General features: G+C 69.9%; 24 protein-coding genes. 17 read left to right on the top strand and 7 right to left on the bottom strand.

Features of this window, described 5'->3' with window-relative positions; translation table 11 throughout:
* The first annotated feature begins 3 nt into the window (after positions 1-3).
* Together VFK57_21265 and VFK57_21270 are read left to right on the top strand one after the other, a co-directional pair.
* Positions 4-597, top strand: coding sequence for a hypothetical protein (locus VFK57_21265; protein HET7698259.1), 594 nt, complete (start codon positions 4-6; stop codon positions 595-597).
* Positions 598-648: 51 nt separating this feature from the next.
* Positions 649-1,695, top strand: a complete 1,047-nt coding sequence (locus tag VFK57_21270; protein ID HET7698260.1) for a hypothetical protein — start codon at positions 649-651, stop codon at positions 1,693-1,695.
* On the opposite strand, the gene VFK57_21275 is transcribed toward VFK57_21270, so the two are convergent.
* Genes VFK57_21275 through VFK57_21285 form a run of 3 tightly spaced genes read right to left on the bottom strand, consistent with a single transcriptional unit; the run spans position 1,630 to position 4,326 of the window.
* On the bottom strand, positions 1,630-2,232 hold the full coding sequence (locus VFK57_21275; GenBank protein ID HET7698261.1) for an SRPBCC family protein: 603 nt from the start codon (positions 2,230-2,232) through the stop codon (positions 1,630-1,632). The two genes, VFK57_21270 and VFK57_21275, sit on opposite strands and share 66 nt — an antisense overlap.
* 14 nt (positions 2,233-2,246) lie before the next feature.
* Positions 2,247-3,665: a hypothetical protein gene (locus VFK57_21280; protein HET7698262.1), complete on the bottom strand. Its 1,419-nt coding sequence runs from the start codon at positions 3,663-3,665 to the stop codon at positions 2,247-2,249.
* 34 nt (positions 3,666-3,699) lie between these two features.
* The gene (locus VFK57_21285; protein HET7698263.1) at positions 3,700-4,326 is read right to left on the bottom strand and encodes a YceI family protein; all 627 of its coding nucleotides are present in this window, start codon (positions 4,324-4,326) and stop codon (positions 3,700-3,702) included.
* 182 nt (positions 4,327-4,508) lie between these two features.
* Here VFK57_21285 and VFK57_21290 point away from each other — a divergent pair, with 182 nt between their 5' ends.
* The 5 genes from VFK57_21290 (at position 4,509) to ligD (ending at position 9,150) form a co-directional block, all read left to right on the top strand.
* The gene (locus VFK57_21290; protein ID HET7698264.1) at positions 4,509-5,870 is read left to right on the top strand and encodes a sigma-54 dependent transcriptional regulator; all 1,362 of its coding nucleotides are present in this window, start codon (positions 4,509-4,511) and stop codon (positions 5,868-5,870) included.
* Between the two features lie 4 nt (positions 5,871-5,874).
* Complete coding sequence (locus tag VFK57_21295) at positions 5,875-6,933, top strand: ATP-binding protein (protein ID HET7698265.1); 1,059 nt, start codon at positions 5,875-5,877, stop codon at positions 6,931-6,933.
* A gap of 65 nt (positions 6,934-6,998) precedes the next feature.
* Entirely contained in the window at positions 6,999-7,409 is a 411-nt protein-coding gene (locus tag VFK57_21300) for a response regulator (protein ID HET7698266.1), read from the top strand.
* 35 nt (positions 7,410-7,444) lie between these two features.
* Complete coding sequence (locus VFK57_21305) at positions 7,445-8,275, top strand: RNA ligase family protein (GenBank protein HET7698267.1); 831 nt, start codon at positions 7,445-7,447, stop codon at positions 8,273-8,275.
* Positions 8,272-9,150 (top strand): non-homologous end-joining DNA ligase, encoded by an 879-nt coding sequence (ligD, locus tag VFK57_21310; GenBank protein ID HET7698268.1) that lies wholly within the window; start codon positions 8,272-8,274, stop codon positions 9,148-9,150. The genes VFK57_21305 and ligD overlap by 4 nt, the downstream gene beginning before the upstream one ends.
* On the opposite strand, the gene VFK57_21315 is transcribed toward ligD, so the two are convergent.
* Positions 9,104-11,446 carry a DNA polymerase domain-containing protein gene (locus VFK57_21315; protein ID HET7698269.1) on the bottom strand — a complete coding sequence of 781 codons (2,343 nt, stop codon included), beginning with the start codon at positions 11,444-11,446 and terminating at the stop codon, positions 9,104-9,106. The two genes, ligD and VFK57_21315, sit on opposite strands and share 47 nt — an antisense overlap.
* Before the next feature lie 70 nt (positions 11,447-11,516).
* On the bottom strand, positions 11,517-12,398 hold the full coding sequence (locus VFK57_21320) for a M55 family metallopeptidase (protein ID HET7698270.1): 882 nt from the start codon (positions 12,396-12,398) through the stop codon (positions 11,517-11,519).
* A gap of 66 nt (positions 12,399-12,464) precedes the next feature.
* Between VFK57_21320 and uvrA the strand changes: the two genes are divergently transcribed.
* Positions 12,465-15,008: an excinuclease ABC subunit UvrA gene (gene uvrA, locus VFK57_21325; protein HET7698271.1), complete on the top strand. Its 2,544-nt coding sequence runs from the start codon at positions 12,465-12,467 to the stop codon at positions 15,006-15,008.
* Here uvrA and VFK57_21330 read toward each other — a convergent pair.
* Positions 14,987-17,434, bottom strand: a complete 2,448-nt coding sequence (locus tag VFK57_21330; GenBank protein ID HET7698272.1) for an ADOP family duplicated permease — start codon at positions 17,432-17,434, stop codon at positions 14,987-14,989. The two genes, uvrA and VFK57_21330, sit on opposite strands and share 22 nt — an antisense overlap.
* 42 nt (positions 17,435-17,476) lie before the next feature.
* Positions 17,477-17,728, bottom strand: coding sequence for a hypothetical protein (locus tag VFK57_21335; protein HET7698273.1), 252 nt, complete (start codon positions 17,726-17,728; stop codon positions 17,477-17,479).
* 54 nt (positions 17,729-17,782) lie between these two features.
* Between VFK57_21335 and VFK57_21340 the strand changes: the two genes are divergently transcribed.
* Genes VFK57_21340 through VFK57_21380 form a run of 9 tightly spaced genes read left to right on the top strand, consistent with a single transcriptional unit; the run spans position 17,783 to position 25,173 of the window.
* Positions 17,783-18,214, top strand: a complete 432-nt coding sequence (locus VFK57_21340) for a YciI family protein (GenBank protein HET7698274.1) — start codon at positions 17,783-17,785, stop codon at positions 18,212-18,214.
* Positions 18,211-19,455, top strand: a complete 1,245-nt coding sequence (locus VFK57_21345) for an RNA polymerase sigma factor (GenBank protein ID HET7698275.1) — start codon at positions 18,211-18,213, stop codon at positions 19,453-19,455. The genes VFK57_21340 and VFK57_21345 overlap by 4 nt, the downstream gene beginning before the upstream one ends.
* 25 nt (positions 19,456-19,480) lie before the next feature.
* Positions 19,481-19,801, top strand: coding sequence for a PqqD family protein (locus VFK57_21350; protein HET7698276.1), 321 nt, complete (start codon positions 19,481-19,483; stop codon positions 19,799-19,801).
* Positions 19,791-20,207 carry a lasso peptide biosynthesis B2 protein gene (locus VFK57_21355; GenBank protein ID HET7698277.1) on the top strand — a complete coding sequence of 139 codons (417 nt, stop codon included), beginning with the start codon at positions 19,791-19,793 and terminating at the stop codon, positions 20,205-20,207. The genes VFK57_21350 and VFK57_21355 overlap by 11 nt, the downstream gene beginning before the upstream one ends.
* Entirely contained in the window at positions 20,204-21,934 is a 1,731-nt protein-coding gene (locus VFK57_21360; protein ID HET7698278.1) for an asparagine synthase-related protein, read from the top strand. The genes VFK57_21355 and VFK57_21360 overlap by 4 nt, the downstream gene beginning before the upstream one ends.
* Entirely contained in the window at positions 21,922-22,908 is a 987-nt protein-coding gene (locus VFK57_21365; protein HET7698279.1) for a class I SAM-dependent methyltransferase, read from the top strand. The genes VFK57_21360 and VFK57_21365 overlap by 13 nt, the downstream gene beginning before the upstream one ends.
* A 53-nt stretch (positions 22,909-22,961) precedes the next feature.
* Entirely contained in the window at positions 22,962-23,114 is a 153-nt protein-coding gene (locus VFK57_21370; GenBank protein HET7698280.1) for a hypothetical protein, read from the top strand.
* A complete protein-coding gene (locus VFK57_21375; protein HET7698281.1) occupies positions 23,111-24,058 on the top strand; it encodes a hypothetical protein in 948 nt (315 codons plus the stop codon). The genes VFK57_21370 and VFK57_21375 overlap by 4 nt, the downstream gene beginning before the upstream one ends.
* A complete protein-coding gene (locus VFK57_21380) occupies positions 24,046-25,173 on the top strand; it encodes a nucleotidyltransferase family protein (protein ID HET7698282.1) in 1,128 nt (375 codons plus the stop codon). The genes VFK57_21375 and VFK57_21380 overlap by 13 nt, the downstream gene beginning before the upstream one ends.
* Positions 25,174-25,179 lie beyond the last annotated feature (6 nt).

Below are 25,179 nucleotides of genomic sequence, written 5' to 3' on the forward strand. Positions count from 1 at the left end.
CGAATGAAACGCACTCGACTGACGACGCAGCTGACGGTTCTCGGAATAGCGCTGTTCTCGGGCGCGATGCTGCGCGCGGTTGCCGCCGAAGGGCAGGGGACCGCGACCGTGTCGCCGGAGCAGAAGAAGGCGCGCGTGGAGCGCGGCGCCTACCTGGTCGGGATGATGGGCTGCAACGACTGCCACACGCCGTGGAAGATGGGCGCCCAGGGGCCCGAGCCCGACATGACGCGCGCGCTGACCGGCCATCCCCAGGACATGGTGATGCCGCCGCCGCCCGCCGCGTCCGGCCCGTGGATCTGGCATGGCGCCGCGACCAACACCGCCTTCGCCGGGCCGTGGGGCGTGAGCTTCACCGCCAACCTGACGCCCGATCCCGAGACCGGCCTCGGCAAGTGGACGGAGGAGATGTTCATCGCGACCCTGCGCACCGGCCGGCACCAGGGAAAAGGCCGCCCGATCCTGCCGCCGATGCCGGTGAAGATGATCGGCAAAGCCAACGACGAGGACCTGAAGAGCATCTTCGCGTATCTGCAGTCGCTGGCGCCCGTGAAGAACCGCGTGCCGGCCCCGATCGATCCGCCCGAAGCGAAGTAGAGCGGATTTGGAAATTTGGAAATTTGGGAATCTGGAAATCCAGGAGCAACTGTGAACCACAGAACGCGCGCAGCGACGATCGGACTGGCCCTCGTCTGGGTCGGCGCGCTGCACGCCGCGGTTCGCAGCGTCGAGCAGGAACCCTGCGCGCCCGCGCTGCTCAGCGAGACCGGATTGTGGGAGGCGAGCCGCCCCGGCGCGATAGCGCGCGGCGTCCGCCGGTTCTCCCCGCAGTATCCGCTCTGGTCGGACGGCGCCGCGAAGGCGCGCTGGGTTTACCTGCCGGCGGGTACCACCATCGACACCACGAACCCGGCCGACTGGGAATTCCCGGTCGGCACGAAGTTCTGGAAGGAGTTCACGTTCAACGGCCGCAAGGTCGAGACGCGCCTCATCTGGCGCGCCGCGGCGGACCGCTGGATCTTCGCGACCTACGCGTGGAATGAGGAGCAGACCGATGCTGTACTGGCACCCGCCACTGGAATCCCCGGCGCCGCCGACCTCGGCGGAGGCAAGCGCCACGACATCCCCGGAGAGATCGATTGTCAGGCCTGCCACGGCACCACGCGCAGCGGCCCGCTCGGGTTCAACGCGCTGCAGCTCTCGACCGATCGCGACCCCGACGCGATCCACGGCGAGCCGCTCGCGCCGGGGATGATCACGCTGGCGACGCTCGAGCAGGAGGGGCGGCTCTCGCCCGCCCGGCCCGAGCTCGTCGCCGCCCCGCCGCGCATTCGCGCCGCCAGCCCGCGGACGCGATCGGTGCTCGGCTACCTGGCGGCGAACTGCGGCACGTGCCACAACCCAACGGGCGGAACCAGCTTCACCGGTCCGTCGCTGAAGCACAGCGACGTCAGCGACGGCGACGACGTGGTGGCGCGGATGCTGCTGTTCGCGACGACGTGGCAGGTGCCGGGACAGCCGGAAGGGGCGAGCCGGATGCTGAATGCGCTGGAGCCGGACGCCAGCGCGATCCTGGCGCGCATGCGCTCGCGGCGGCCATCCTCGCAGATGCCGCCGCTGGCCACCCAGCTACGGGACGAACAGGCGATTGCCGCGATCGAGCGGTGGATCGCGCTGGACCTGGGTCGTAAGTAGAGTCCCGCGCGTGGTGATCTCGGCGGCGAGGCGCTCGATGGTGCGCGTCGAGTCGCGCTTGAGCAGCCGCCGCAGAATGAAGTCGGGGACCTCGAACCCCGGTTTCGCGGTCAGCTCGTACGTGACGTCGCTGCCGCGGCCGCGCGCGGCGACGCGCCAGGACCCCTCGTATCTCTCGAAACTGCGTCCCGAGCGATCGCGGAAGCGGATGGCGTTCCCCTCTTCGGTGATCTCCAGCAGGAGGTGCACCTTCTTCGAGAACATCATCATGCGGGAGACCGCTTCCTGCTCGACCACGGCGTGCGCGACGGACCGCTCGCGCACCACGGAGGAGGTCACGTCGGGCAGGAAGCGGGGAATGTTCTCGTAGTCGGTCAGCACCGCCAGCGCGACGGCCGGCGGCTGCGCGACGTGGAACCGGGCCGACACCGAATACACCCCGCGCTCTTCGCGGACGGTGACGCTCGGCGCCGGTCCGGCTCCTTCCATGGCCCCGGTCAGGGCGACAACCAGCGTGGCAGCGACGACGAGGACCATGGCGTGTCTCCGAACTAGAAGGCCACGACGCCTTCGAGCATGAACCCGTTGAACCGGCCGCCGTTCCGGATGTTGGTCAGCGGGAAGCCGGTGTACTTCTGCGTCACGTACTCCGCCTTGGCGAGCACGTTGGCAGTCACGAACCAGCCGCCGCCGGCCTGCCACCGGTTGGCGCCCACGTCACCGGCGATCCCCGCCAGCGCGCCGGTCGCCTTGTTGTAGCGGACCGCGACATACGCCGCCTCGTCGGGCAGGAACCGGTAGACGGCGTCGGCCGCATACTGCTTCCACACCCGGTCGGCCGCTTCGGCGGCCGTCTTGCCGTTGGCGCGCTCGACCACCCCGAACAGCTCGAATCCGCCGAACTTCACGAACGGGTTCAGCTGGAAGGCCCGCACCTTGTTCTTGAAGCCGGGATTCAGCGCCCCCGAGGTGTAGTTCGCCGTCTCGGTCGCCGCCGTGTTCTCCATCACCCAGTAGTAGCGCGAGCCGGCGCGGTCGCCGCTGTAGAGGGTGTTGCTCATCGCCTTGTTTGCCTGATACAGCGAGCCGGTCAGCCGCACGCGCAGCTTGTCGTTGAGCTGCCGATCGACGCCCAGCTTGCCGATGAGCGACGGTCCGCGCTGGTCGGGCGTGAGCACCGTGCCGCGCAGCTCGCCCGCGGTCACCGCGCCCATCGCGATCAGCCCGTTGACCTTCAGGTAGACCTCGCCGCCGATCTCGGTGGTGAAGGCGTCGAGGATGTAGTTGCCGACAAACGGGTTGTACATCGCGTTGCCGTTGTCGCTGCGGCGGAAGTGCGCGTCGCCGTAGTTGATCTCCATGTGGCCGATGCGCACCGTGGCGATCTCGAACAGCATCTTCAGCGGCGCGAGGTCGATCGGCGACTTGTCGATCTGGATGTAGCCGTCCTTCACCCACGTCTCGTTGTGGTGCCGGGCCGAGAGGTAGCTGGTGAGCTGGACGCGGATGCCAGGCGCGAGCTGCGCGTGCAGCACGGCGTTGGCGGTCGAGTTGTTGAAGCCGAACCCGATGGTCTGCAGCTTGTTCGCGTCGACGCCGTTCACGATGTTCGGCAGCGCGCGGTTCTCGTGTTTCAGGTCCTGCAGCTGCGACGTGAACGCGGCCCCGAAGTCCATCGCGAAGCCCTTGAACTCCGCCCCGGGTTCCTTCGTGGTCTCGAAGACGTTGAGCCCGCGCTTGTCCAGCGGGCGCAGGTACTGGATGCGCATCGTGCGTCCCTTCTTCCAGGACGCTTCCGCTTCCTGCTCCTCGGTCTTGGCCGGAGCCGCGGCGGGGTCGGTGGCGGCGGGAACCGTCGCCGCCGGCACGGTGGCCGGAGGCGCGGATTCCGCCGGCCCTTGCTGCGCGGCGGCCGGAGCGGCGGCCAGCAGCACGGTCAGGGCGGTAGCAAGACGAAGTGTCGATTTCATGATCATGACCTCGTATGTGTCGAATGAATGCGGACTACGTGAGATTGGCGGCAAGCGCGACGTCGAACGTGATCGTGACCTTGGGATCGGTCTTGAGCATGCCCATCATGGCCTTCGGCGGCGCGATGCCGAAGTCCGTCATCAGCAGCGCCAGGGTTCCCTTGACGACGAGCGTGGCTTCCTTGCGTTCGGTGGTGATGTCGATCGCGACCTGTCGATCGACGCCGGCGACGCGCAGCACGCCGATGGCCCGCAGGCCGGTGGCCGGCGCCGGACGATTCTCGAAGCGCAGCAGCTTGAACGTGATCTCCGGATGCTCGGCGGCCTTGAGCGCGTTGTGCATGTTCTTGTCGAGGCCGTCCTTCTGCGACGCCAGCGACTTCACCGGAATCGCGACCTCGAACGCCTCCACCACGCCCGGCTTCAACGCGTTGTCGAGCAGCTCGCCGGCCGGAAGCGCGCCGAGCTGGACGCGCGTCACGCGAATCGCAGTGGTGGTGGCGGTGTAGTCGTGGATGTTCGAGGTGCCCGCGATGGTGAGCCGTGCGGCGCCGAGCCCGAGCGGATCGCTCGGCGCGGCCGCCGGCGCTGCGGCAAGCATGAACCCCGCGGCCATCGCCGCCGCCGCGGTCCGCAGGACATATGAATACCCGTTTCTCATGATGAAAGCCTCGCTGGTTAATCGGTTCGCGGGCCTTCAAGGGCAACGGGCGTGCCGCGGCGAATTCGCGGTTTTTCGGGGATTCCCGGCCGATCCCACCTCGTCGGCGAACGCCGGCATGAGGACTATTCCCCGCTGCGCGGGAAATTCCCCGCACCGCTTTTTGGCATACTCGATCGGACATGACACACGCCACCATCCTCGTCGTCGACGACGAAGACCTGATCCGCTGGTCGCTGCGCGAACGGCTGAGGACAGACGGCTACACCATTCGCGAGGCGGGCACTGGCGCGGACGCGATGGAAATCTTCAAGGAGGGCGTCGACCTCGTCCTGCTCGACTACCGCCTTCCCGACACCGACGGGCTCACGCTGCTGCGCCAGATGAAGAGTCTGGAGCCGGACGTGCTCGTCGTCCTGCTCACGTCGTTCGTCAGCGTCGAGGCCGCGGTCGAGGCGATGAAGCTGGGCGCGTTCCACTTCGCCAACAAGCCGTTCAACCTGGACGAGGTCGCGGCGATCGTCGCGCGGGCGCTCGAGACGACGCAGCTGCGGCGCGAAGTGAAGCAGTTGCGCGAGAACGAGGCGCGGCCGTACAGCCTGCGCGCCATCGTCGGCGAGTCGGCCGCGATGGAGAACCTGCGGCAGCTCGTCGCCAAGGTCGCCGCCAGCCCGGCGTCGACGGTGCTGCTGACCGGCGAGAGCGGCACCGGCAAGGACCTGGTGGCGAAGACGATTCATTACAGCAGCGGGCGCGCGCCGCGGCCGTTCATGAACATCACCTGCTCGGCGCTGCCCGAGCAGCTGCTCGAGAGCGAGCTGTTCGGGCACGAGCGCGGCGCCTTCACCGACGCGCGGATGCAGAAGCGCGGGCTGCTGGAGAGCGCCGACGGGGGCACCGTCTTCCTCGACGAGATCGGCGAGATGGTGCCGGCGCTGCAGGCGAAGCTGCTGCGCTTCCTCGAGGAGAAGTGCTTCAAGCGCGTCGGCGGCGCCTCCGACATCCGCGTCGACGTCCGGGTGGTCGCCGCGACCAACCGCAATCTCGAGGAGCAGGTCGCCAAGGGCGGGTTCCGCAGCGACCTCTACTACCGCCTCAACGTGCTGCCGATCAGGCTGCCGCCGCTGCGCGAGCACGCCGACGACGTCCCGGTGCTGCTGCGGTTCTTCATCGACAGCTTCAACACGGAGTTCAAGAAGAAGATCAAAGGCGTCAGTCCGGCGGCGGAGACGCTGCTGCGGAACTACGGCTGGCCCGGCAACGTTCGCGAGATGCGCAACGTCGTCGAGCGGGCGATGCTGCTCGCGGAAGGGCAGCGGCTCGAGGTGCAGGACTTCGGCGTCCTCAACCCGGGCGCGGCGGGCGGCGACGCGTTCGAATTGCCCGCCTCGGGAGTGGACCTGGAAGCGCTGGAGCGCAGCCTGGTGGCGCAGGCGCTGCGCCGGGCCGGCGGAAATCAGACCAAGGCGGCGGCGCTGCTCGGCCTCAACCGGGATCAGATTCGCTACCGGATCGAAAAGTTCGGCCTCTCGCTGACTCCATAACGCGATGCCCGACGACGATTCCCTCCGGCTCCTCGAACAGATCCGCTACGCCCTCGACCAGGCGGCCATCGTGGCCATCACCGATCAGCGCGGCGTGATTACGTACGTCAACGACAAGTTCTGCGAGATCTCGGAGTACTCGCGCGGCGAGCTGATCGGCCAGGATCACCGCATCGTCAACTCCGGCTACCACCCGAAGGAGTTCATCCGCGGCCTGTGGCGGACGATCGCGCAGGGGGAGGTGTGGCGGGGCGAGCTGCGCAACCGGGCGAAGAGCGGATCGATCTACTGGGTGGACACGACCATCGTGCCGCTGCTGAACGCCGAGGGCAAGCCGCGGCAGTACCTGGCGATCCGCAGCGACATCACCCAGCGCAAGGCGATGGAGCAGCAGCTCGCGGATCAGGCGGCGCTGGCCCAGCTCGGTCAGTTCGCCGCCGTCGTCGCGCACGAAGTGCGCAACCCGCTCGCCGGCGTGAAGGGATCGCTGCAGGTGCTGCAGTCGCGCGCCGCGACGCTGCCGGACGACCGCCGGGTCATCGAGGCGATGATCGCGCGGCTCGACACGTTGAACGCGAAGGTGGAGGACATCCTTCGCTTCGCGCGGCCGCGCTCGCCGAAGGTCGAGCGCGTCGACGTGCGCGCCGTGACGATCGATGCCGTCGCCAGCACCGAGGCGGGGATGAAGGGCAACTATCCCGGGATCCGCATTCCCGAGAGCACGGTCATGGCGCTCGCCGACCGGGAGATGCTCCGCGCCGTGCTGCTGAACCTCCTGATGAACGCGTGCCAGTCCGGATCGACCGCGCCGGTCGAGGTGGAGATCGCGTCGGACGGCGCCGCCTGCCGGATCGACGTGCTCGATCGCGGGACGGGGTTCGGCGACACCGAACCGGAACAGCTGTTTCAGGCGTTCCACACGACGAAGAAGAGCGGCACCGGGCTCGGTCTGGCGATCGTGCGCCGCCTGATCACGCTGCAGAACGGCACCATCGTGCTGCTGCCGCGCGAAGGGGGCGGGGCGATCGCGCGGGTCACGCTGCCGGCGGCGCCGGCGGACTGAGAGGGCGCGGCCCCCTTCTTGCTCGGTTGACGCGGCATCACCGGTTTCCGGAGCCAATCGTCATGATGCCGCCCGTCACCCGCGGAAAGTTTCACATCGTCGCCGCGAAATTTCCCGGCCGCGTCCTTGTGATCGACGATGAGGCGCTCGTCTGCTGGTCGCTTGCGACCGGTCTGCGGCAGGCGGGGTTCGTCGCGGACACCGCGTCCACCTCCACGGAAGCGCTCCTGCTCGCCCGGGTGAGACCGCATCCTGCGGTCATCGTGATCGACTCGCGGCTCCACGATTGCCCGGCGGCCGTACTGCTGTGCCAGCTGCGCGCTGTCGCGCCCGAGTGCCGTTTCGTGCTGATGACCACCGACAGGCATGAAGCGCCGCCGGCCCCGTACGACGCGCTGATCGTCAGAAAGCCGTTCGATCTGCCCGACGTGGTGCGGCAGATCGGCGCGGAGGTGGCGCGGGCGCAAACCGGCTGACACGGGCGCGGCGATCGAGTACATCTGGGCCCGGGATGAGCCCCTTTCCCGACTGGCTCGAGCCGATGGCCGCGACGCTGACGCAGGAGCGTTTCACCGGACCCGAGTGGATCTTCGAACGCAAGTACGACGGCATCCGGCTGATCGCGTTCAAGCAGGAGGATGCCGTACGCCTGTATTCCCGCAACCGGCTGCCGCAGAACCTTCCCGCGGTCGAGGCGGCGATTGCCGCGCTTCCCGTGCGCGACGCGATTCTGGACGGCGAGATCACGTGGGACGCTCCGGTCCATCCCGCGTATCACGTCTTCGACGTGCTCTGGCTCGACGGCCGGAGCGTCACCGCGCTGCCGCTCGAGGAGCGCCGCGCGCTGCTCGAAGGACTGCCGTTTCGAGCGCCGCTGCAGCGGGTGCCGCTGCTCCACGACCCCGCGCCGTGGGAGCGCGCCTGCCGCGAGGGCTGGGAGGGGGTGATCGCGAAGCGGCGCGATTCACGCTACGAGCACAGGCGATCGAAGAGCTGGCTCAAGATGAAGTGCGAGCTGACGCACGAATTCATCGTCGGCGGGTTCACCGATCCGCAGGGGTCGCGCGTCGGCCTCGGCGCGCTGCTGGTCGGACACCGTGACGGGGGAGAGCTGGCGTTCGCCGGAAAGATCGGGACCGGGTTCGACACCAGGCTGCTGATCGAGCTGCGGAAGCGGCTCGACGCGATCGAGATCCCGGCCTCGCCGTTCACCCGGGCGACCGGCCTGCCGCGGCTGCGCGCGCACTGGGTTCGCCCGGAAGTGGTCGTCAAGGTAGCCTTTATCGAATGGACCGTTCACGGAAAGCTCCGGCATCCCCGGCTGCTCGGCGTAGTGTCGTGATCACCCATCCGGAGAAGGTGCTGTTTCCCGAAGACGGCATCACGAAGGGAGATCTCGCCGCCTATTACGAGGCGGTCGCTCCGTTGATGCTGCCGCACATCTCGTCGCGGCCGGTGACGATGGAGCGGTATCCGGCCGGGATCGGCAAGCCGGGGTTCTGGCAGAAGGACGTGTCGAAGGGCTTTCCGTCGTGGCTGCAGCGCGTGGAGGTCCCGAAGAAGGACGGGGTGGTGCATCACCCGCTGGTGACGGACACCCGGTCGCTGCTCTGGATCGCGAATCAGAACACGATCACGCCGCACGTCTGGACGTCGCGGGCGCCGGATCTCCGGCACCCGGACGTCGCCGTGTTCGATCTGGATCCGTCGCGTGAGGAGCCGGAGGTCCTGCGGGCGGCCGCGGTCGCGCTGCGCGATCTGCTCGCGGAGCTGGGGCTGCCGTGCTGGATCAAGACGTCGGGATCGAAGGGCTTTCACATCCTCACGTCCCTGGACGGCAAGACGCCGATGAACGAGGCCGCGGGATTCGCGCACGGCGTGGCGCGTCTGCTGGTGCAGCGCTATCCCCGGCAGCTCACGCTGGAGTTTCACAAGCGCGATCGCGCCGGCCGGATCCTCGTCGACACCGGCCGCAACGACTACAGCGCGACCTTCGCCGCCGCTTACGCGGTGCGGCCGAGGCGCGGCGCCCCCGTCTCGGCGCCGTGTACGTGGGAAGAGGTGATCACCGGCGAAGTCGCGCCCGACACGTTCAACCTCCGCAACATGCCGGATCGCATCGCCACCGCCGGCGACGTGTGGGCGGATCTGCGCAAGCGCACGCGCGCGCTCAAGGGGCCGATTCAGAAACTCCGGCGCCTGCTCGACGCCGGGTAACGGGCTGCGGCTGCGGCGCCGCGTGTGCCGTTCCTGCTCGCGGCAGCGGCGTCAGCACCGTGCTGGCGCCAGCCAGCTCGTCGTCGAACAGCGATGGCTGCATCGGATCCGCGACGATTGCCAGCAGGTGCTCGGGGCGCAGCGCCCGGGCGAGACGCTCGCTGAAGATGTCACGCAGCACGCGCACGTAGTGCTCGACGTCGTAATCGTGCGCGTCGAGCGCGGCATCGGCGCGGGTCCCGTCCTCCTGTTCCGACACCAGTCCGGCGCCGCCCGTGGCCGTGCGATAGACGCGCACCCGTTCGCCGATCGTCCAGCTGGTCCGCCCCGCCTCGAGCAGCGCCTCGTAGGTGAGCTCTCGCCGCCGGTCGCGGCTCGCCAGATACCGCGCCGCCGTCTTGGTCAGCCGCACGCGCGACGAGACGTCGCCGGTCGGTATCTCGCGCCGCCGCAGCGCCTCCACCGTCTCGACGAACGCGGCGCGGACCCCCGGAATGTCGCGGAGCAGCAGGCGCTCCAGCGCGCGGCGCAGGAACGCCTCGCCGAAGGGCGCGGCGCGGCTCGATCGAAAGGCGACCCCTTTCAGGATCAGCGCGCCGCCGTAGGTGAGCAGTGCGTAGTTCTTCGGTTCGTGCGACAGCATCGCGCGATACCGGCCGTCGAACTCCAGCTGCACCAGGGGCGGCAGCAGCGCCGCCACCTCGGAGACGACGCGGCGTTCGTCGGCGTCGGTCCACGCGTCGGGCACCGAGAAATACACGCCGTCGGTGTCCGCCTCCAGCAGCGTGACGCCGCGCGCCTCCAGCCCGCGGCACATCAGCGCGAGCACGTCCCGTCCGCGGCGGGTGACTTCGTTGGCCGCCTGCACGTCCGCGAACCGCGTCAGTCCACTGCCCGCGGCCAGATAGCCGTAGGCGGAGTTCACGACCAGCTTCAGCGCCGCAGACATCGCCTCGTGCGTGAAGCGCTCGCTCGACTCCGCGGGGGCGCCCCTGGCGCGCGCCTTGGCCTCGAGCCGGCGTTCGACCAGGCGATCGACGAGCGCAAGCATCGCTCCGAGCGTGTCGCGGGCGGGGCCGATCCGGTACGAGCGCATCAACGAGGGATACAGGCTGGCGACGTCCGCCTTCACGACGCGCCGCGCCACTCCGGTGGCGAAGAGATGCAGGGCGGCACCGGTGTGCGGCTCGCGATCGCCGCCGCCGTACGCGGGCAGCGCGTGTCCGGCGCGAATGTACGCCCGCACCAGCAGCGGATCGATGATGCCGGTCGCGGCGCCGGCGTCGGCGACCCGCTCGTAGCGCCGCGGCGCCATCTGCGCGAGCGCGAACGCCGCGCCGCCCAGGATCCGCGCGAGCGCGGCGACCTCCTCCACGTCCTGCGCGGCGTAGCGGCGCACCGGCGCGGGATCGCGGCGGTATTCCTCGTAGATCCGGTCGCCGGGAATGTAGACGCGATTGCCGGCGGCAACCCCGAAGTGCCGCGCCACCGCCTTCAGCCCGCGCCACGGCAGATCACCCGTCGAAAAGCCGTAGCGCACGACCGCGTCCATCGTGTCGATCAGTTCGCGTCCCTGGGCCACGTAGCGGATGCGGCGAGCCTCGTCCTGTTCGTCGGCGATGCCGCGTCTCGCCGGCCGCTGGCGCAGCCCGCGGCCGACGCGCCCGAGCGGCAGGGCGACACGCAGCATCCGTGCGCGCCTTGCCAGGAACGGCAGATCGAAGCCGTGGAGGTTGTGATTCTCGATCACGTCGGGATCGGCGGCGGCAATCGTCAGCACCAGGTTGCGGATCAACTCCGCTTCGCTGGCCGCGTCCTCACCCGCCGCTTCCAGTACGCGGGTCGCACCGTCAGGGGTGCGGATCGCGATCATGAAGATCCGGTCCGCCGCCGCGTCGAGTCCGGTGGTTTCGAGATCGAACTGAAGGCGGTGGAGCGCGTCGAACGGCAGATCGCGGAAGTAGGTGCGGCCGGTGGAGACGAGGTACTGCTCCTCCGGCGGCAGAATCAGGATCCGATCCTTGCCCAGCTCCTTCAGCGGCTGCAGCCGCCGGCCGTCCTCGGCGTGGACGAGAAACCGGAGCGCGCCGGGACCCTCGAGCTCGCGGTAGCGGAAGTGCCCGGACGGCGGGCCGAGCGGTTCGAGCGAGTCGAGCAGGGCCCACGGCCTGAACCGCGCGTCTTCGCGAACCAGCGCACCCGACTCTGGAATCCGGCGCCAGACGATCGCGCGCCCGTCCCACTCCGCCCAGACCGAGACGATACCCGGCGTCGGATCCCATCCCGCGTCATACATCGGCGCCTGGATCTTAAGCCGGGTGAGGGCGCCGCCGCGTGTGCCGCCACGAAGGCGCCGGATCTCCCGGCTAATCCGGATTGATGTACCGGTATAGCAGGCGGATCAACGTGTAGGCCTTCGGCATCGTGTCCTGCGTGAACGCAATCGTATCGGGCGAGGGACGCTGCATGCCCGGGAGGTTTTCCGCCACCTCGGGAATCGCAATCTCCTGGAACTGCACCTCGACGCGGTAGCTCCCCTCGCGCCGCGGCGCGAATCTCTTCGCGGCGGCGACACCGTCGCGCGCGCCACGCTCGATGTCCGCATGCGCGTCCCTGAACGGGCGCAGCTCCGCGGCGCGCGGGTTGATCGCACGCTTGACCGCGACCGTGCGCGCGCCGGTCGCGATCTCCGCCACCTGCTTCACCGCGACGTCGTCGCCGGTGACGAGCACCACGGGAACGCCGTACCATGCCGCGACCAGCGTGTTCAGCCCGCCCTCCCCCATCGACGTGCCGTTGACGCGCACGTCGCGGACGACGCCGCTGCCGGTGTGCGCGAACAGGCCCGCCGGATGGCCGGCCTTGGCGTGGTAGCCGACGAAGATCGCCGCGTCGAACGTCTCGTCGAGCCCCTCCATCATCCCCGACCGCTTGAAGCTGTGGCTGATGAGGCGGACCTCGGGATCCAGATCCTCGAGCCGCAGGTTGCGCATGCTCCCGTGGGAGTCGTTCACGACGACCGCCGTGGCGCCGCCGGCGCGCGCGCCGCGAATCGCCGCGTTCACGTCGTCGGCCATCATCTTCCGCGACCGTCCGTACTCGGAGCCCGTGGCCGACAGCTGGTCCGAGCCGGAGATTCCGCTGATCCCTTCCATGTCGGCCGAGATGAATACTTTCTTGCCGGGCTGCGCGCCCGCCGGAAACGACAACAGAATCGACGCCGCGACCGCGGCCAACGCTCGCCTCATGGGTGCTCCTTGGCTCTGCATTATCTGCGAGACCCGGCCCTGCACGGCAGTTGCATGGTTCTCTGTATGGCCGGGTTCGTCGACGTCCGAGGCGCGCGCGAGCACAACCTGAAGAACGTCGACGTGCGGATCCCGCGCGACGCGCTGGTCGTCTTCACGGGCGTGTCGGGCTCGGGCAAGTCATCGCTCGCGTTCGGCACGCTCTACGCCGAGGCGCAGCGCCGCTACCTGGAATCGGTCTCGCCGTACGCACGGCGCCTGTTCCATCAGATGGCCGTCCCCGAGGTCGACGACATCGACGGGCTGCCGCCCGCAGTGGCGCTGCAGCAGCAGCGCGGCACGCCGACCACGCGATCCTCGGTCGGCAGCGTGACCACGCTGTCGAACCTGCTGCGCATGCTGTATTCGCGCGCCGGCGACTATCCGCCCGGCCAGCCGCTGCTCTATGCCGAATCGTTCTCGCCGAACACGCCGGAAGGCGCGTGCCCGGAGTGCCATGGGCTCGGACGCATCTACGACGCGACGGAAGAGTCCATGGTCCGTGACGATACGCTGACCATCCGCGAGCGCGCCGTCGCCGCCTGGCCGCCGGCATGGCACGGCCAGAACCTGCGGGACATTCTCGTCACGCTCGGGTATGACGTCGACCGCCCCTGGCGCGACCTGCCGAAGAAGCAGCGCGACTGGATCCTGTTCACCGACGAGCAGCCCACGGTACCCGTCTACGCCGGCTGCACGCCCGCGGAAACCAGGCGGGCGTTGAAGCGCAAGGAAGAACCCAGCTACATGGGCACGTTCACCGGCGCGCGGCGCTACGTGCTCCATACATTCGCGACGACGCAGAGCGCGCTGATGAAGAAGCGGGTCTCCCGGTTCCTGGTCAGCACCGAATGTCCCCGCTGCCACGGACGCCGGCTGAAACGCGAAGCGCTGTCCGTGAGGTTCGCCGGCCTCGACATCACCGAGATGTCCCGGCTGCCTCTCAAACGCCTGGCGGCGCTCTTCGCGCCGTACGGATCGGCCAGCCCCCGGGCGGCCGCGCTCGACGAGGCCCACCCCGAAAGAGCGGCGGTGACGCGCCGCATCGCCGACGATCTGCGGGCGCGCCTCGACGTGCTGCTCGATCTCGGCCTCGGCTACCTGACGCTCGAGCGCAGCACGCCGACGCTGTCGCCAGGCGAGCTGCAGCGGCTCAGGCTCGCCACGCAGGTTCGATCGAACCTCTTCGGCGTCGTCTACGTTCTCGACGAGCCGTCCGCGGGGCTGCACCCCGCCGACACCGAGGCCCTGTTGCGCGCTCTCGACAAGTTGAAAGCGTCGGGCAACTCGCTGTTCGTCGTCGAACACGAAATCGAAGTGATTCGCCATGCGGACTGGATCGTGGACGTCGGACCGGCGGCGGGGCAGCATGGCGGGCGCGTTCTCTATAGCGGACCGCTCGAGGGACTCGCCGAAGTCGGCGAATCCAGGACACGTCTCTATCTGTTCGACGAGGGGCGGCGCAGCAGGCGCCCCGCGCGGCGGACGCCGAAAGACTGGCTGCGGCTCGCCGGCGTCACGAAGAACAATCTGCGCCGGCTCGACGCCGCCTTTCCGCTCGGCGTGTTGAGCACCGTCACCGGCGTTTCCGGCTCCGGCAAGTCGAGCCTCGTCAGTCAGTCGCTCGTCGAGCTGGTCGCCGAATCGCTCGGCCAGAGTCTGGACGCCGCCGACGACGCCGGGCCGGCGCTCGAACGCGAGGCGCCGGCTGCCGCCGGCGGACGAATCGTCGGCGGCATGGAGCACGTGCGCAGGCTCGTCCAGGTGGACCAGAGGCCGATCGGCCGGACGCCGCGATCGAACCTCGCCACCTACACCGGCCTCTTCGATCACGTGCGCGCGTTGTTCGCCTCGACGCCAGGCGCCCGCGCCCGGCGGTACGACGCCGGGCGATTCTCGTTCAACGTGAAGAAGGGGCGCTGCGAGACCTGCGAGGGGGAGGGATTCGTGATGGTGGAGCTGCTCTTCCTGCCCAGCGTCTACGCGCCGTGCCCGGCCTGTCATGGCGCGCGCTACAACCCCAGGACGCTCGAGATCCACTACCGCGGGAAATCGATCGCCGACGTGCTGCAGCTCACGGTGGACGATGCCTGGGAGTTCTTCGCGGACGATCCGGCGGTGCGGCGCGCGCTCGACGTGCTGCGCGAAGTCGGCGTCGGCTACCTGCGCCTCGGCCAGCCCGCCACGGAACTCTCGGGAGGCGAGGCGCAGCGGATCAAGCTGGCGGCGGAGCTGCAGCGGCCGCAGCGCGGCGACTCCCTCTACGTGCTCGACGAACCCACCACCGGGCTGCATGCCTCCGACGTCGAGCGGCTGCTGGCGCAGCTCGAGCGTCTGGTCGACGCCGGGAACACGGTCATCGTCGTCGAACACGACATGCAGGTCGTCACCGCGAGCGACTGGGTGATCGACGTCGGCCCGGGTGCCGGGGACGAAGGAGGGCGCATCGTCGCCCAGGGTCCGCCCGAGCGCGTGGCGGCAGCCCGCGGGAGCAGGACGGCTCCCTACCTGCGCCAGGCGCTGAGCGGCGGGCTGGTGCCGGGCCCCGCCTATTCCGACCTGAGCGCCTGAATGACGTCGACGCGCGACGCGCGCGCGGCGGGCATGAGCGACGCGGCGATTGCCGCGGCGATCAGAACCGCCGCTGCGACGACGATCGGGAGCGCGCCCGGGATGCGCACCTCCTGCACGTAGCTGCCGACGACCTTCGCGAGCAGCAGCCCGCCGATCGTTCCGGCGACGATCCCGGCGCAGGCGATCACGGCGCCCTCGCCGAGCACGCGCGTCAGGAGATGCCGCGGGGCGGAGCCGATTGCCAGGCGGATCCCGAACTCCCGGGTCCGCGCGCTGACCGAGAAGGCGAGTACGCCGGCCACGCCGACGATCGCGATGACGAATGCCACCGTGGCGAATCCGCCGAACACCAGCGCGTTGAGCCGATCCGGCGCCAGCACTTCGGCGCGGATGTCTTCCAGGGTGGCGGCCTGCTCCACCGGCTGCTCCGCCGACAGCTCGCGGACGATGCGGGTGATCGACGGCACGAGCGCATACGGATCCGTTCGCGCGTGCACGAAGAAGCGGCCGCCGCCGATCTCCTGCTCGAAGGGGTGATACACGGCAAGCGCCGGCCCCGGGACGATGTTCTCGTCGTCGATATCGGCGGCGATTCCCACGATGCGGCGCCCCTCGGTGCTGACGTCGATGAACTTCATCACCGGATCGGTCCAGCGAAGCCGCCGGTTCAGCGCGTCCTGATTCGGAAACATCCGGCGCGCCAGGCTCTGGCTGACGATCACCACGCGATCGGTGTCGCGCCGGTCGCCGTCGCTGAAATCGCGGCCGGCGACGATCGGGACGCCGAGCGCGGCGAAGAATCCCGGGGAGACGGTGCGGAAGCGCGCGCGCGGGTCCTCTTCGCCGTTGCCTTTCGCGTAGCCCTCCACCATGAACTGGAAACCTGGCCCGAACCCGCCGGCGTCGCGCCACGGCACGATCGTGCCGACCGCCACCCTCTCCACCCCGGGCAGCTCGCCGATCCGCCGCAATGCTTCCTTGTAGAAACGCGTCGTATCCTGAGGGCCGCGCTCGAAGGAAATCGCGGGCACGTTCAGCGCCAGCACGTTGTTCTTGAACCCCGTCTCGGCCCGCTGCAGCGCGACCAGCGCCGTCAGCAGCATCCCGGCCCCCGCCAGCAGCACGAACGACGCCGCGATCTGCGTCACCGCGAACGCGCGCAGGCGGCGGTTCGTCCCGGACGTGATGCGCACGTTCCCGCCGGTGAGCCCGAAGCCGCTCGCGGCGTCCGGGGACGGCAGGCGCGGTACGAATGCGAGCAGCGCGGCCGCCGCAATCGCCAGTCCGGCGCCGACCCAGAGCAGGGACGCGTCCACCGTGACGTCGAGGGCGCGGACCGAGAAGCGCGACGCGTAGCGTGCCAGGATTGCGACCATCGGCCGCGCGAGCAGGATGCCCAGCAGCGCCCCGGCCCCGCACAAGAGCAGGCTCTCGGCCAGCAGCGTCCGGCGCAGCGCCCAGTTGCCGGCGCCGAGGGCCGCCCGGATCGCCAGCTCACCCTGCCGGCGAACCGAGCGCGCGAGGATCAGGTTCGCCACGTTGGAGCACGCGATCACGAACACGAGCGCTGACGCCGCGAGCAGCACGAGCAGCACGGTCCGCGCCGACGACGTGATCTGATCGCGAAGCCCGACCGCCTCCAGGCGGAAGTCGCCGTCCTTGGGGTACGACTCCGGATGGTCCTTCACCATCGCGGCGTGAATCGTCCGCAGCTCCGCGCGCGCGCCGTCCAGCGTCGCGCCCGGCGCGAGCCGGCCGAACAGCTCGGTCATCCGGTGAACGCGCCCGTCCACCATCGTCGCGGACAGATGGTGCGGACTCGTCACGACGTTGGCGATGATTTCCGTTTCCGAGGGATACGGGACCGACGGCTCGAGGACGCCCACGATCGTCGCCGACCGATCGCCGAGGCGGATGGCCTTGCCGACCACGGCGGGATCGCCGCCGAGCGCGGTCGACCAGAACCGGTGGGTAAGCACCGCCGCCCCCGCGGCGTTCGGCCCGTCGTCCGTCGCGTCGAGGAGGCGGCCGGCGACCGGCTTCAGGCCCATCACGTTGAAATACGAGCCGCCGACGACCCCAGCGCGCACCACCCGCGGCTCGCCGAGCCCGATCAGGGTGAACTGGATCACCGAGAAATCGCCGAACTCCGCGATCGCCTTGGACCGCGACTGGAAGTCACGGATCTCCGGCACGGAGAAGTTCGCGTTGTCGGCGCCGATGCCGGTCGCGGTCTGACGAATGTAGATGAGGCGGTCTTCGTCACGGTTGACGAGCGGGCGCAGCAGCACCCCGCGGACGACGCTGAAGATCGCCGCGTTGGCGCCGATGCCGAGCGCCAGCGTCACGATGACGGTGAGGGCCAGCCCCTTGACGCGGAACAGGGAGCGTGCCCCCTGCCGCAGGTCCATGCCGAAGTTCATATGCCTCTCTCGCTCCTTGATTACTCGTCGAGCGGGATTCCTTTAAATCGACATCCGGACGTTACTTTCTTCTGAGCGCGTCGACGCTCCAGGGTCCGGAGCCGCGGCGGAAAAGTATAGCCAGAGCCCCTCGACCGCTTCCAGCGTGCCTCCGATACCGATTTGCTCATCAACGGTGCCGCCCCGCCGCCCCGCATGCCAGCCGGCCAGCCGGCCAGCCGGCCAGCCGAAGAGCTTCATCGCGCCTGCCGGAACGAACATGAAGGCGGCGACGACGCGGAGCAGGTTCTGCACTATTGTCGATCCCGGCCCGCCCGATTCGACCAATCGGCAGAAGGAGAACAGAACATGCGTGTGATGGTGATCGTGAAGGCGAGCAGGGAATCGGAAGCCGGGACGATGCCGGATGAGAAGATGCTCACCGAGATGGGCAAATTCAACGAAGAGCTGGTGAAGGCCGGCGTCATGCTGGCGGGGGAAGGGCTGCACTCAAGCGCCAAGGGGAAGCGCGTCCGTTTCTCGGGCAGCCGGCGCACCGTGGTGGACGGCCCGTTCGCCGAGACGAAGGAGCTCATCGCCGGCTTCTGGATCTGGAAGGTCAACTCGATGGACGAGGCGGTCGAGTGGGTGAAGCGCTGCCCGAACCCGCATCCGTCAGATTCGGAGATCGAGATCCGGCAGATCTTCGAGAACGAGGATTTCGGCGAGGAGTTCACGCCCGAGCTGCGCGCCCAGGAAGATCGTCTGCGGGCTGAGATCGCCAGGAACGAGAAGAAGTGACCGACTCGATCCAGGATGCGGTCAGCGCCGTCTACACGGCCGAGTCGCGGCGCGTGCTCGCGACGCTGATCCGCCTCCTCGGAGACTTCGACGTGGCCGAGGAAGCGATGCACGATGCCTTCCGCGCTGCGCTCGAGCAGTGGCCGCGCGAAGGCGTGCCGGGAAACCCGCGCGCGTGGCTCGTCTCCGCCGGCCGCTTCAAGGCGATCGACGGGCTGCGCCGCCGCGCGCGATTCGAGTCGCTCGACAAGGATGGCGCCCCTCCCGAGATCGCCGTCACCGACGACGCGGCGTGGAAGGACGACGAAAGCGTCGAGGACGACCGGCTCCGCCTGATCTTCACGTGCTGTCACCCGGCGCTGGCGCCCGACGCGCAGGTGGCGCTGACGCTGCGCGAGGTCTGCGGCCTGACGACGGAGGAGATCGCGCAGGCGTTTCTGACGCCGGCCTCGACGCTTGCGCAGAGAATCGTCCGCGCCAAGGCCAAGATTCGTGACGCGAAGATTCCCTATCAGGTCCCGGGCCCGGCGGATTTACCGGATCGGCTCGACGCGGTGCTGCGCGTCATCTACCTCGTGTTCAACGAAGGGTATTCCGCCAGCTCCGGCGCGACGCTGACGCGCCACGATCTCTCGACGGAAGCGATCCGCCTCGGACGCCTGCTCGTCGATCTGCTGCCCGAGCCCGAGGCCCGCGGGCTGCTGGGGCTGATGCTGCTGCACGAATCCCGGCGCGCCGCCCGCACCTCCGCCGACGGCGAAGTGATCCTGCTCGACGATCAGGATCGCTCGCTCTGGAACCGGGAGTTGATCGCCGAGGGGCTGACTCAGGTCGAACAGGCGCTCGGCTCCCGGCGCTTCGGCCCTTACACGATCCAGGGCGCCATCGCCGCCGTGCACGCGGAAGCGGCCAGCGCCGGCGCGACCGACTGGGCCCAGATCGCCGGTTTGTACGACGTCCTGCTCCGCGCGGATCCTTCGCCGGTAATCGAACTGAATCGCGCCGTCGCCGTCGCGATGCGCGACGGCCCCGCCGCGGGCCTGCGGATCGTCGACACGATCCTCGGGCGCGGCGATCTGCAGGAGTACCGCCCCGCTCACGCCGCCCGCGCCGAGTTGTGCCGCCGGCTCGGACGCAGCGACGACGCGCGCCAGTCGTACGAGCGCGCGCTCTCGCTGTCGCGGCAGGACGCCGAGCGGCGGTTCTTCGAACGGCGGCTCGCCGAGCTGCGCTTGGGCTGATCCGCGCGGTGTGCGATTATCGGGCATGATCGCCGAACGCGATCGGCCCGAACGGTTTCCCCCGGACGCGTCCGTGGTGGCGTCCGACCGTCAGTTGTCGACCACGCTCGCCGGCGAAGTCATCATCCTCGGTCTCGACGACAGCATGTACTACGGCCTGAGCGGCGCCGGCACGCGGATCTGGGAGCTGCTGCAGTCGCCGCGCACGATCGGCGACGTCATCGACGCGATCGCCGCGGAGTTCGACGCGGACCGTGCGCGGATCGCCGCGGATCTCGACGCGCTGCTCGCCGACCTGGCCTCGCGGGGGCTGATTGCCATCACCCGGCCGCCGGTTGATCGCTAGCGCGCTTCGTCTCGACGCGCGCGAACGCGTGCAGGCGCTGCGCGCGCTGGGATGGCTGGTTGGCGCGACCGCGGCGGTGCGGGTGGTCCCGTATGCCACGCTCACCCGCGCGATGACCCGAATCGGCCCCGGCGGATCCGGGGCGGTCATCACCCCCGAAGCGTGCGCGGCGGCCATTCGGCGGGCCGCACGGATATGGCCGGCCGGATGCCTGCCGCAGGCGATCGCGGCGTCCTGCCTGCTCCGACGCGCGGGCCTGACCCCGAGGCTCACCCTCGGCGTGTCACAGACCGACGCGCGCTTCGACGCGCACGCGTGGCTCGAATGCAACGGCGTCGTCGTCACCGGCGCGGCGACGGATCGGCATTACACGCCGTTGACGGCGGGCGGACGGCAGACACGATGACGGCATTCGCCGCGATCCTGCACAAAGACGACGACCCGCCGTACATCGAGGGGATCGCGGCGGAACTGAGCGCGCTCACCGGTCGCCCTGCAACCGCGGCGGCGCACGGGCGCTGCGCGCTGATCGCCGCGCCGATGCACGCTGACGACGAGCCCGTACCCGTCGAGCGGCCGAATCATGTCGCCGTCGCCGGTTCGCTCGTGGTGGAAGGCGGAATCGGCCGCTTTCGCGGCGACAGCGATCGGCTGACCGGCGAATACGCGTTCGCCGCCTGGGATCGGAAGCAGGAGCGGCTGCTGTGCGCCCGCGACGGTCTCGGCATCCGCTGCGTCTACGTCGCGGCAGCGCCGGAGGCAATCGTCGTCACCAACGTGCTCGCGGCGGCGCTGCGCCATCCGCGGATTGCCGCGGCTCTGGACGACGCGGCGCTGCTCGCGTTCCTGGCGCACGGCGGTGCGCCCGATGACGTGCGCACGTGCTACCGCGACATCAGGATGCTGCCGCCCGGCCACACGCTGGCCATCGACGGCCGGACGTTCGCGTCGCGAATGTGGCGGCACTGGCACTTTCCGCTCGCCGACGGCCGCCGCCGCACCGACGCCGCGATTCTCGAAGAGTACCGGGCGGTGCTCGCCGAGGCTGTCCGCGATCGGCTCGATCCCAGGGGCACGACGATCTTTCTCTCCGGCGGCATCGACTCGACGACCATGGCGGCGGCAGCCGTCGACGCGGCGCCGGCGGACACGCTGCGTGCCATCACCACGCGGTATCCGCGCTACGTGGACGATGTGGAACTGCCGTTCACGCGCGCAGCAGCGGATTGCCTCGGACTTCCGCTGATCGTCGTCAATGCCGACGCTCACGTTCCATGGCAGGTGGATCCGGCCGATCTGCCGCCGGCGTCGCCGCTGGACGAGCCGATGCTCGCCGACTGGCGGGATGCGCTCGCGCGCGCGGCGGAACACGGCAGCGTGGCGCTGTATGGCGAGGACGGCGACGCCCTCTTCCGTCCGCCCGGCTGGCGGGCGCTCCGCCGGTCCGCGTCGCTGATCACGATTGCCGCGTCAGTGGCGCGGTACGTCGCCGCCGAGCGGCGGCGGCCGTACCTCGGGCTGCGCTGGCGCGAACGCACCGGCATCGTCCGCCCGCGCATGCACGCACCGCCCGTGTGGCTGAATGCGGAGGGGCGCGCGCTGCTCGACCGGCGCGAACCGGCAACGGTGCTCGGCTGCGCGCCCGAGCCGCTGCCGCCGCACCCCACGCGTCCGGAGGCGCAGGCGATTCTCACCTCGACGACAGTCTCGAGGACGTTCGCGGCGACGATTGCGCCGGAAACGACCCGGCGCCGCGTCGAGCTGCGCCTGCCAATCCTCGATACCCGCGTGATCCAGCTCGTGATGTCGGTTCCGGCCATCCCGTGGTGCCAGCGCAAGGCGCTGCCGCGCCGCGCGTATCGCGGACGGCTTCCCAGGGAAGTGCTGGCCCGCCCCAAGACGCCGCTGGTCGGGTTCAACGAGGCGCTGGTGGCGGCATGGCGAGCGGCGAGCGGCGACCGCATCATGCCGCCAGGCGAGCCGGTCGCACGCTGGATCGATGTCGGGACATGGACGCGCACGCTGCGGCAGGGAGCGCCGGATGCCGTCATGGCGGCGTGGCGCGTCAGCGCGCTCGACGCGTGGATCGCGTCCGGCGCGCGTGCCGCCGGAGAAGCCGCGTGTATTCGATAACCGACTATCTCTGGATGCTCGCCGACGAGACGCGCGTCGCCGCCTACGCGGCGGCGATCCGCGCGACCGTGCGGCCCGGCGATCGGGTGCTCGAGGTCGGCGCCGGCTTCGGGTTCTTCAGCGTGCTGGCGGCGCGCGCCGGCGCCGCGCACGTGGACGCCGTCGACACCAATCCGGCCGTGCAGCTCGGGCCGCGCCTCGCGGCGGCGAACGGGTGCGCCGATCGCGTCCGGTTTCATCAGCTCGACGCGGAGCATCTGGAGCTTCCCCACCGCGCCGACGTCCTCATCAGCGACCTGCGCGGCCCGACGCCGTTCGCACGCCGGTCTGTCGCGACGCTCATCCGAGTACGGCAACGGCTGCTGCGCGACGGCGGCGCGCTCGTTCCCCGCGCGGACACGCTTTTCGCCGCGCCGTGCGGCGTTCCCGAGGCGGTGCGCCGCGACGTGCGCGCGGCGTTCGGCCGCGAGGAGGTCGACACCAGCCCGATCGAACGCATCGTCCTGGACACGCCCTACCGCTGCGCGATCCAGCCCGCCGATCTGATCGCGGACGGACGGCAGTGGGCGCGCCTCGAGTACGGGAGCGTCCTGACACCCGACGCGCAGGGGGACGCCGAGTGGACGTTCGCCGGGCCCGAGACGCTTGCGGGCTTCGCGGTCTGGTTCGACACCGAACTGACGGAGACGATCGGCTTCTCCTCGGCGCCCGGGACGGCCGTTCGGGTCTACAACCAGGTCTTTCTCCCGCTCCGGCCGCCGCTGGCGATCGGCCGGGACGAACGCGTCCGCGTGCGAATCGCGCTGCGCCTGGTGCACGACGACTACATCTGGGCGTGGACCGTGTGGGCCGCCCCCGCGGGCGGGCACGAACGTGAAGTGGCGCGGCAGAACTCGATTGCCGACGCGGTGCTGGACCCGGTTCTCCTCCATCGGCAGCTGGCGGCAAAGCCGACCGCTGGTTTGACCGGCTGAGATTCGTCCCCTACACTGAAGTCTCCTGTCCGCCGGGAGTACCCATGACGCAGATGCCGGATTCGCGTGACGTTCGTCCTGCGCCGCCGCGGCGGCCGTATGCGACGCCGTCCCTGACGGTGTTCGGCACGGTGGCGAGCCTGACCGGCACGCAGACCATGTCGGGCGTCAACATGGACGGCGGTCCGAACAACAGCAAGACTTGATCGGCGGCGTCCTGCACCGCGCGGCCGGTCTGGTCGTAGCCGCCGATCGGCCGTTGCCCGGCTTCATCCGGGAGCCGGCCCACGCGACGCTTGCGGACCTGCACGTCCATCTCGGCACCCCACCTTCGTGGCATGGCGCAGAGGCCTCGGCGCTCCACAGCGGCGATCGCATCACCGGCAGTGGAGAACCGGTCGTCGTCATCTCGCGCTCCGCGGCAGGATTTCATCTCGATTACGCCGACGGCACGCGTGCGTGGATCGACGCGTCAGGCGCGAATGTGTGGTGCACCTGGCCCGCGTCGGCGTCGCTGGACGATGCCTGCACGTATCTGTACGGTCCGATTCTCGGGCTCGTCCTCCGGCTGCGCGGCGCCCTCGCGTTCCATGCCAGCGCGGTGCAGATCGGCGGCGGCGCGATCGGGTTCGTGGGACGGCACGGCGCCGGCAAGTCCACGCTGGCCGCGGCCCTCGGCGCGGAGGGCTGCCCCGTGATAACAGACGATGTGCTGCACGTGACGCCGGACGGGCGGCGGTGGCTCGCCGAGCCGTTTGCGTCGATGCTGAAGCTGTGGCCGGACGGGGCGAAGATGGCGCTCGGAAAGGGGGCGGATCTGCCGCGGATCGCCGAAGGGTGGGACAAGCGGGCGCTGGTCCTGGGCGAGCGGATCCCGGCGGCGACGCAATCGGTTCCGCTGCGCGCGCTCGCCTGCTTCGGTGAGCCCGGCAAAAGCTCCGCCATCGCGCCGCTGCCCGCCGCGGCGGCGCTGCTGCGCCTGGCCGGCAACAGCTCGGCGTCGCCGCTGCTCGATCGCGAGCAGCGCGCGGCCGAGTTTCAGATGCTGTCGGCGCTCGTGCGCGACGTGCCGTGCGTCACGCTCACGCCGCCCGAGGATCCGCGAGACCACGCGGTCCTCGTCCAGCAGGTCCTTTCATGGAGCCCTTAGATCTCCTCGTCGCGAGCGCACGCCAATCGCTGGGTGCGCCGCGACGCGGCATCACGGCGCCACGGACGGTGTGGCACGCGCTGCCCGACGCCGCCGAACGGCACGGGATGAGCGCGTGGGTGCACGCGTCGCTGCAGACCGGCGGTGACGCGCCCGCGGAGATCCGCGCCGCGATCGAGGCGCGCGCCCGCGCGCAACGCATACGGGCGCTGCACGCCGTGTCGCAGCTCACGAGCATCGTCCAGTCGCTGCGCCGGGCGGGCATCGAGTCGGTCGCGCTGAAGGGGCCGCTGCTGTCGGCATGGCTGTACGGCGATCTCGGGATGCGGCGCTTCACCGATCTCGATCTGCTGATCGACCGCGAGCAGCGGGAGGCGGCGCTGCGGATCCTCTCGGGTGACGGGTATGTGCTGCGCGGCGGGATGTCGGTCGCAACCGCGCGCGTCGTGTATGCCGGGACCGGTGCGTGGCCGCTGACGCATCCGGCGGGATTCCCCGTCGACCTGCACTGGCGCGCGCAGGCGCACGGATTCGCGTCGCCGTTCGGGCCGCGCGAGGTCCTGCGCGACAGCATCACCGTGCCCGCGGCCGGCGGCGACGTCAACCTGCCCTGCGCCCCGCACGCCGCCGTCCTTGGCCTGCTCCACGCCGCCAAGCATCTGTGGACGTCACTGGAGCTGGTGCTGTCGATCGCGCACGTGATGCGGCGGAGCGAGGTCGACTGGACGCTGGTGTATCGGCTGAGCAAGAACGCGGGCGCATGGAACGCATGCGCGGCGGGCATGACGCTCGCGAACGAACTGTTCGATGTCATCATTCCGGCGGTGGCACACGATCACCTTCGAACGGCCGCGATCGACCCGCTGGTGCGAATGGCGCGGGCCTTCCTGCGGATGCCGGACGTCGCCGGGGCGCCGCTGCGCGCCGAACTCCGCGCGCATTGCGCGTCGCTCGATACGCTGCGCGGCCGCGGCCGCTATGCCGCGTGGCGGCTGCTCGCGCCGACGCCGCTCGAGCCGGCCTGGTGGCCGCTGCCCGATCGGCTCGCGCCGCTCTATGCGCCGGTGCGGTTGATTCGTCTGGCGATGCGGCGCGGCGTCCGCGTGCCACACTGAGCCGGC

It is taken from the genome of Vicinamibacterales bacterium, from assembly GCA_035699745.1.
Classification (GTDB): Bacteria; Acidobacteriota; Vicinamibacteria; order Vicinamibacterales; family 2-12-FULL-66-21; genus JAICSD01.

Bases quoted from the DNA above. Each gene is read 5' to 3' on its own strand.
- VFK57_21265 (HET7698259.1), top strand. From the start codon at position 4: ATGAAACGCACTCGACTGACGACGCAGCTGACGGTTCTCGGAATAGCG.
- VFK57_21275 (HET7698261.1), bottom strand. From the start codon at position 2,232: ATGGTCCTCGTCGTCGCTGCCACGCTGGTTGTCGCCCTGACCGGGGCC.
- VFK57_21280 (HET7698262.1), bottom strand. From the start codon at position 3,665: ATGAAATCGACACTTCGTCTTGCTACCGCCCTGACCGTGCTGCTGGCC.
- VFK57_21285 (HET7698263.1), bottom strand. From the start codon at position 4,326: ATGAGAAACGGGTATTCATATGTCCTGCGGACCGCGGCGGCGGCGATG.
- VFK57_21290 (HET7698264.1), top strand. From the start codon at position 4,509: ATGACACACGCCACCATCCTCGTCGTCGACGACGAAGACCTGATCCGC.
- VFK57_21295 (HET7698265.1), top strand. From the start codon at position 5,875: ATGCCCGACGACGATTCCCTCCGGCTCCTCGAACAGATCCGCTACGCC.
- VFK57_21300 (HET7698266.1), top strand. From the start codon at position 6,999: ATGCCGCCCGTCACCCGCGGAAAGTTTCACATCGTCGCCGCGAAATTT.
- VFK57_21305 (HET7698267.1), top strand. From the start codon at position 7,445: ATGAGCCCCTTTCCCGACTGGCTCGAGCCGATGGCCGCGACGCTGACG.
- VFK57_21315 (HET7698269.1), bottom strand. From the start codon at position 11,446: ATGTATGACGCGGGATGGGATCCGACGCCGGGTATCGTCTCGGTCTGG.
- VFK57_21320 (HET7698270.1), bottom strand. From the start codon at position 12,398: ATGAGGCGAGCGTTGGCCGCGGTCGCGGCGTCGATTCTGTTGTCGTTT.
- uvrA (HET7698271.1), top strand. From the start codon at position 12,465: ATGGCCGGGTTCGTCGACGTCCGAGGCGCGCGCGAGCACAACCTGAAG.
- VFK57_21330 (HET7698272.1), bottom strand. From the start codon at position 17,434: ATGAACTTCGGCATGGACCTGCGGCAGGGGGCACGCTCCCTGTTCCGC.
- VFK57_21340 (HET7698274.1), top strand. From the start codon at position 17,783: ATGCGTGTGATGGTGATCGTGAAGGCGAGCAGGGAATCGGAAGCCGGG.
- VFK57_21350 (HET7698276.1), top strand. From the start codon at position 19,481: ATGATCGCCGAACGCGATCGGCCCGAACGGTTTCCCCCGGACGCGTCC.
- VFK57_21360 (HET7698278.1), top strand. From the start codon at position 20,204: ATGACGGCATTCGCCGCGATCCTGCACAAAGACGACGACCCGCCGTAC.
- VFK57_21370 (HET7698280.1), top strand. From the start codon at position 22,962: ATGCCGGATTCGCGTGACGTTCGTCCTGCGCCGCCGCGGCGGCCGTAT.
- VFK57_21380 (HET7698282.1), top strand. From the start codon at position 24,046: ATGGAGCCCTTAGATCTCCTCGTCGCGAGCGCACGCCAATCGCTGGGT.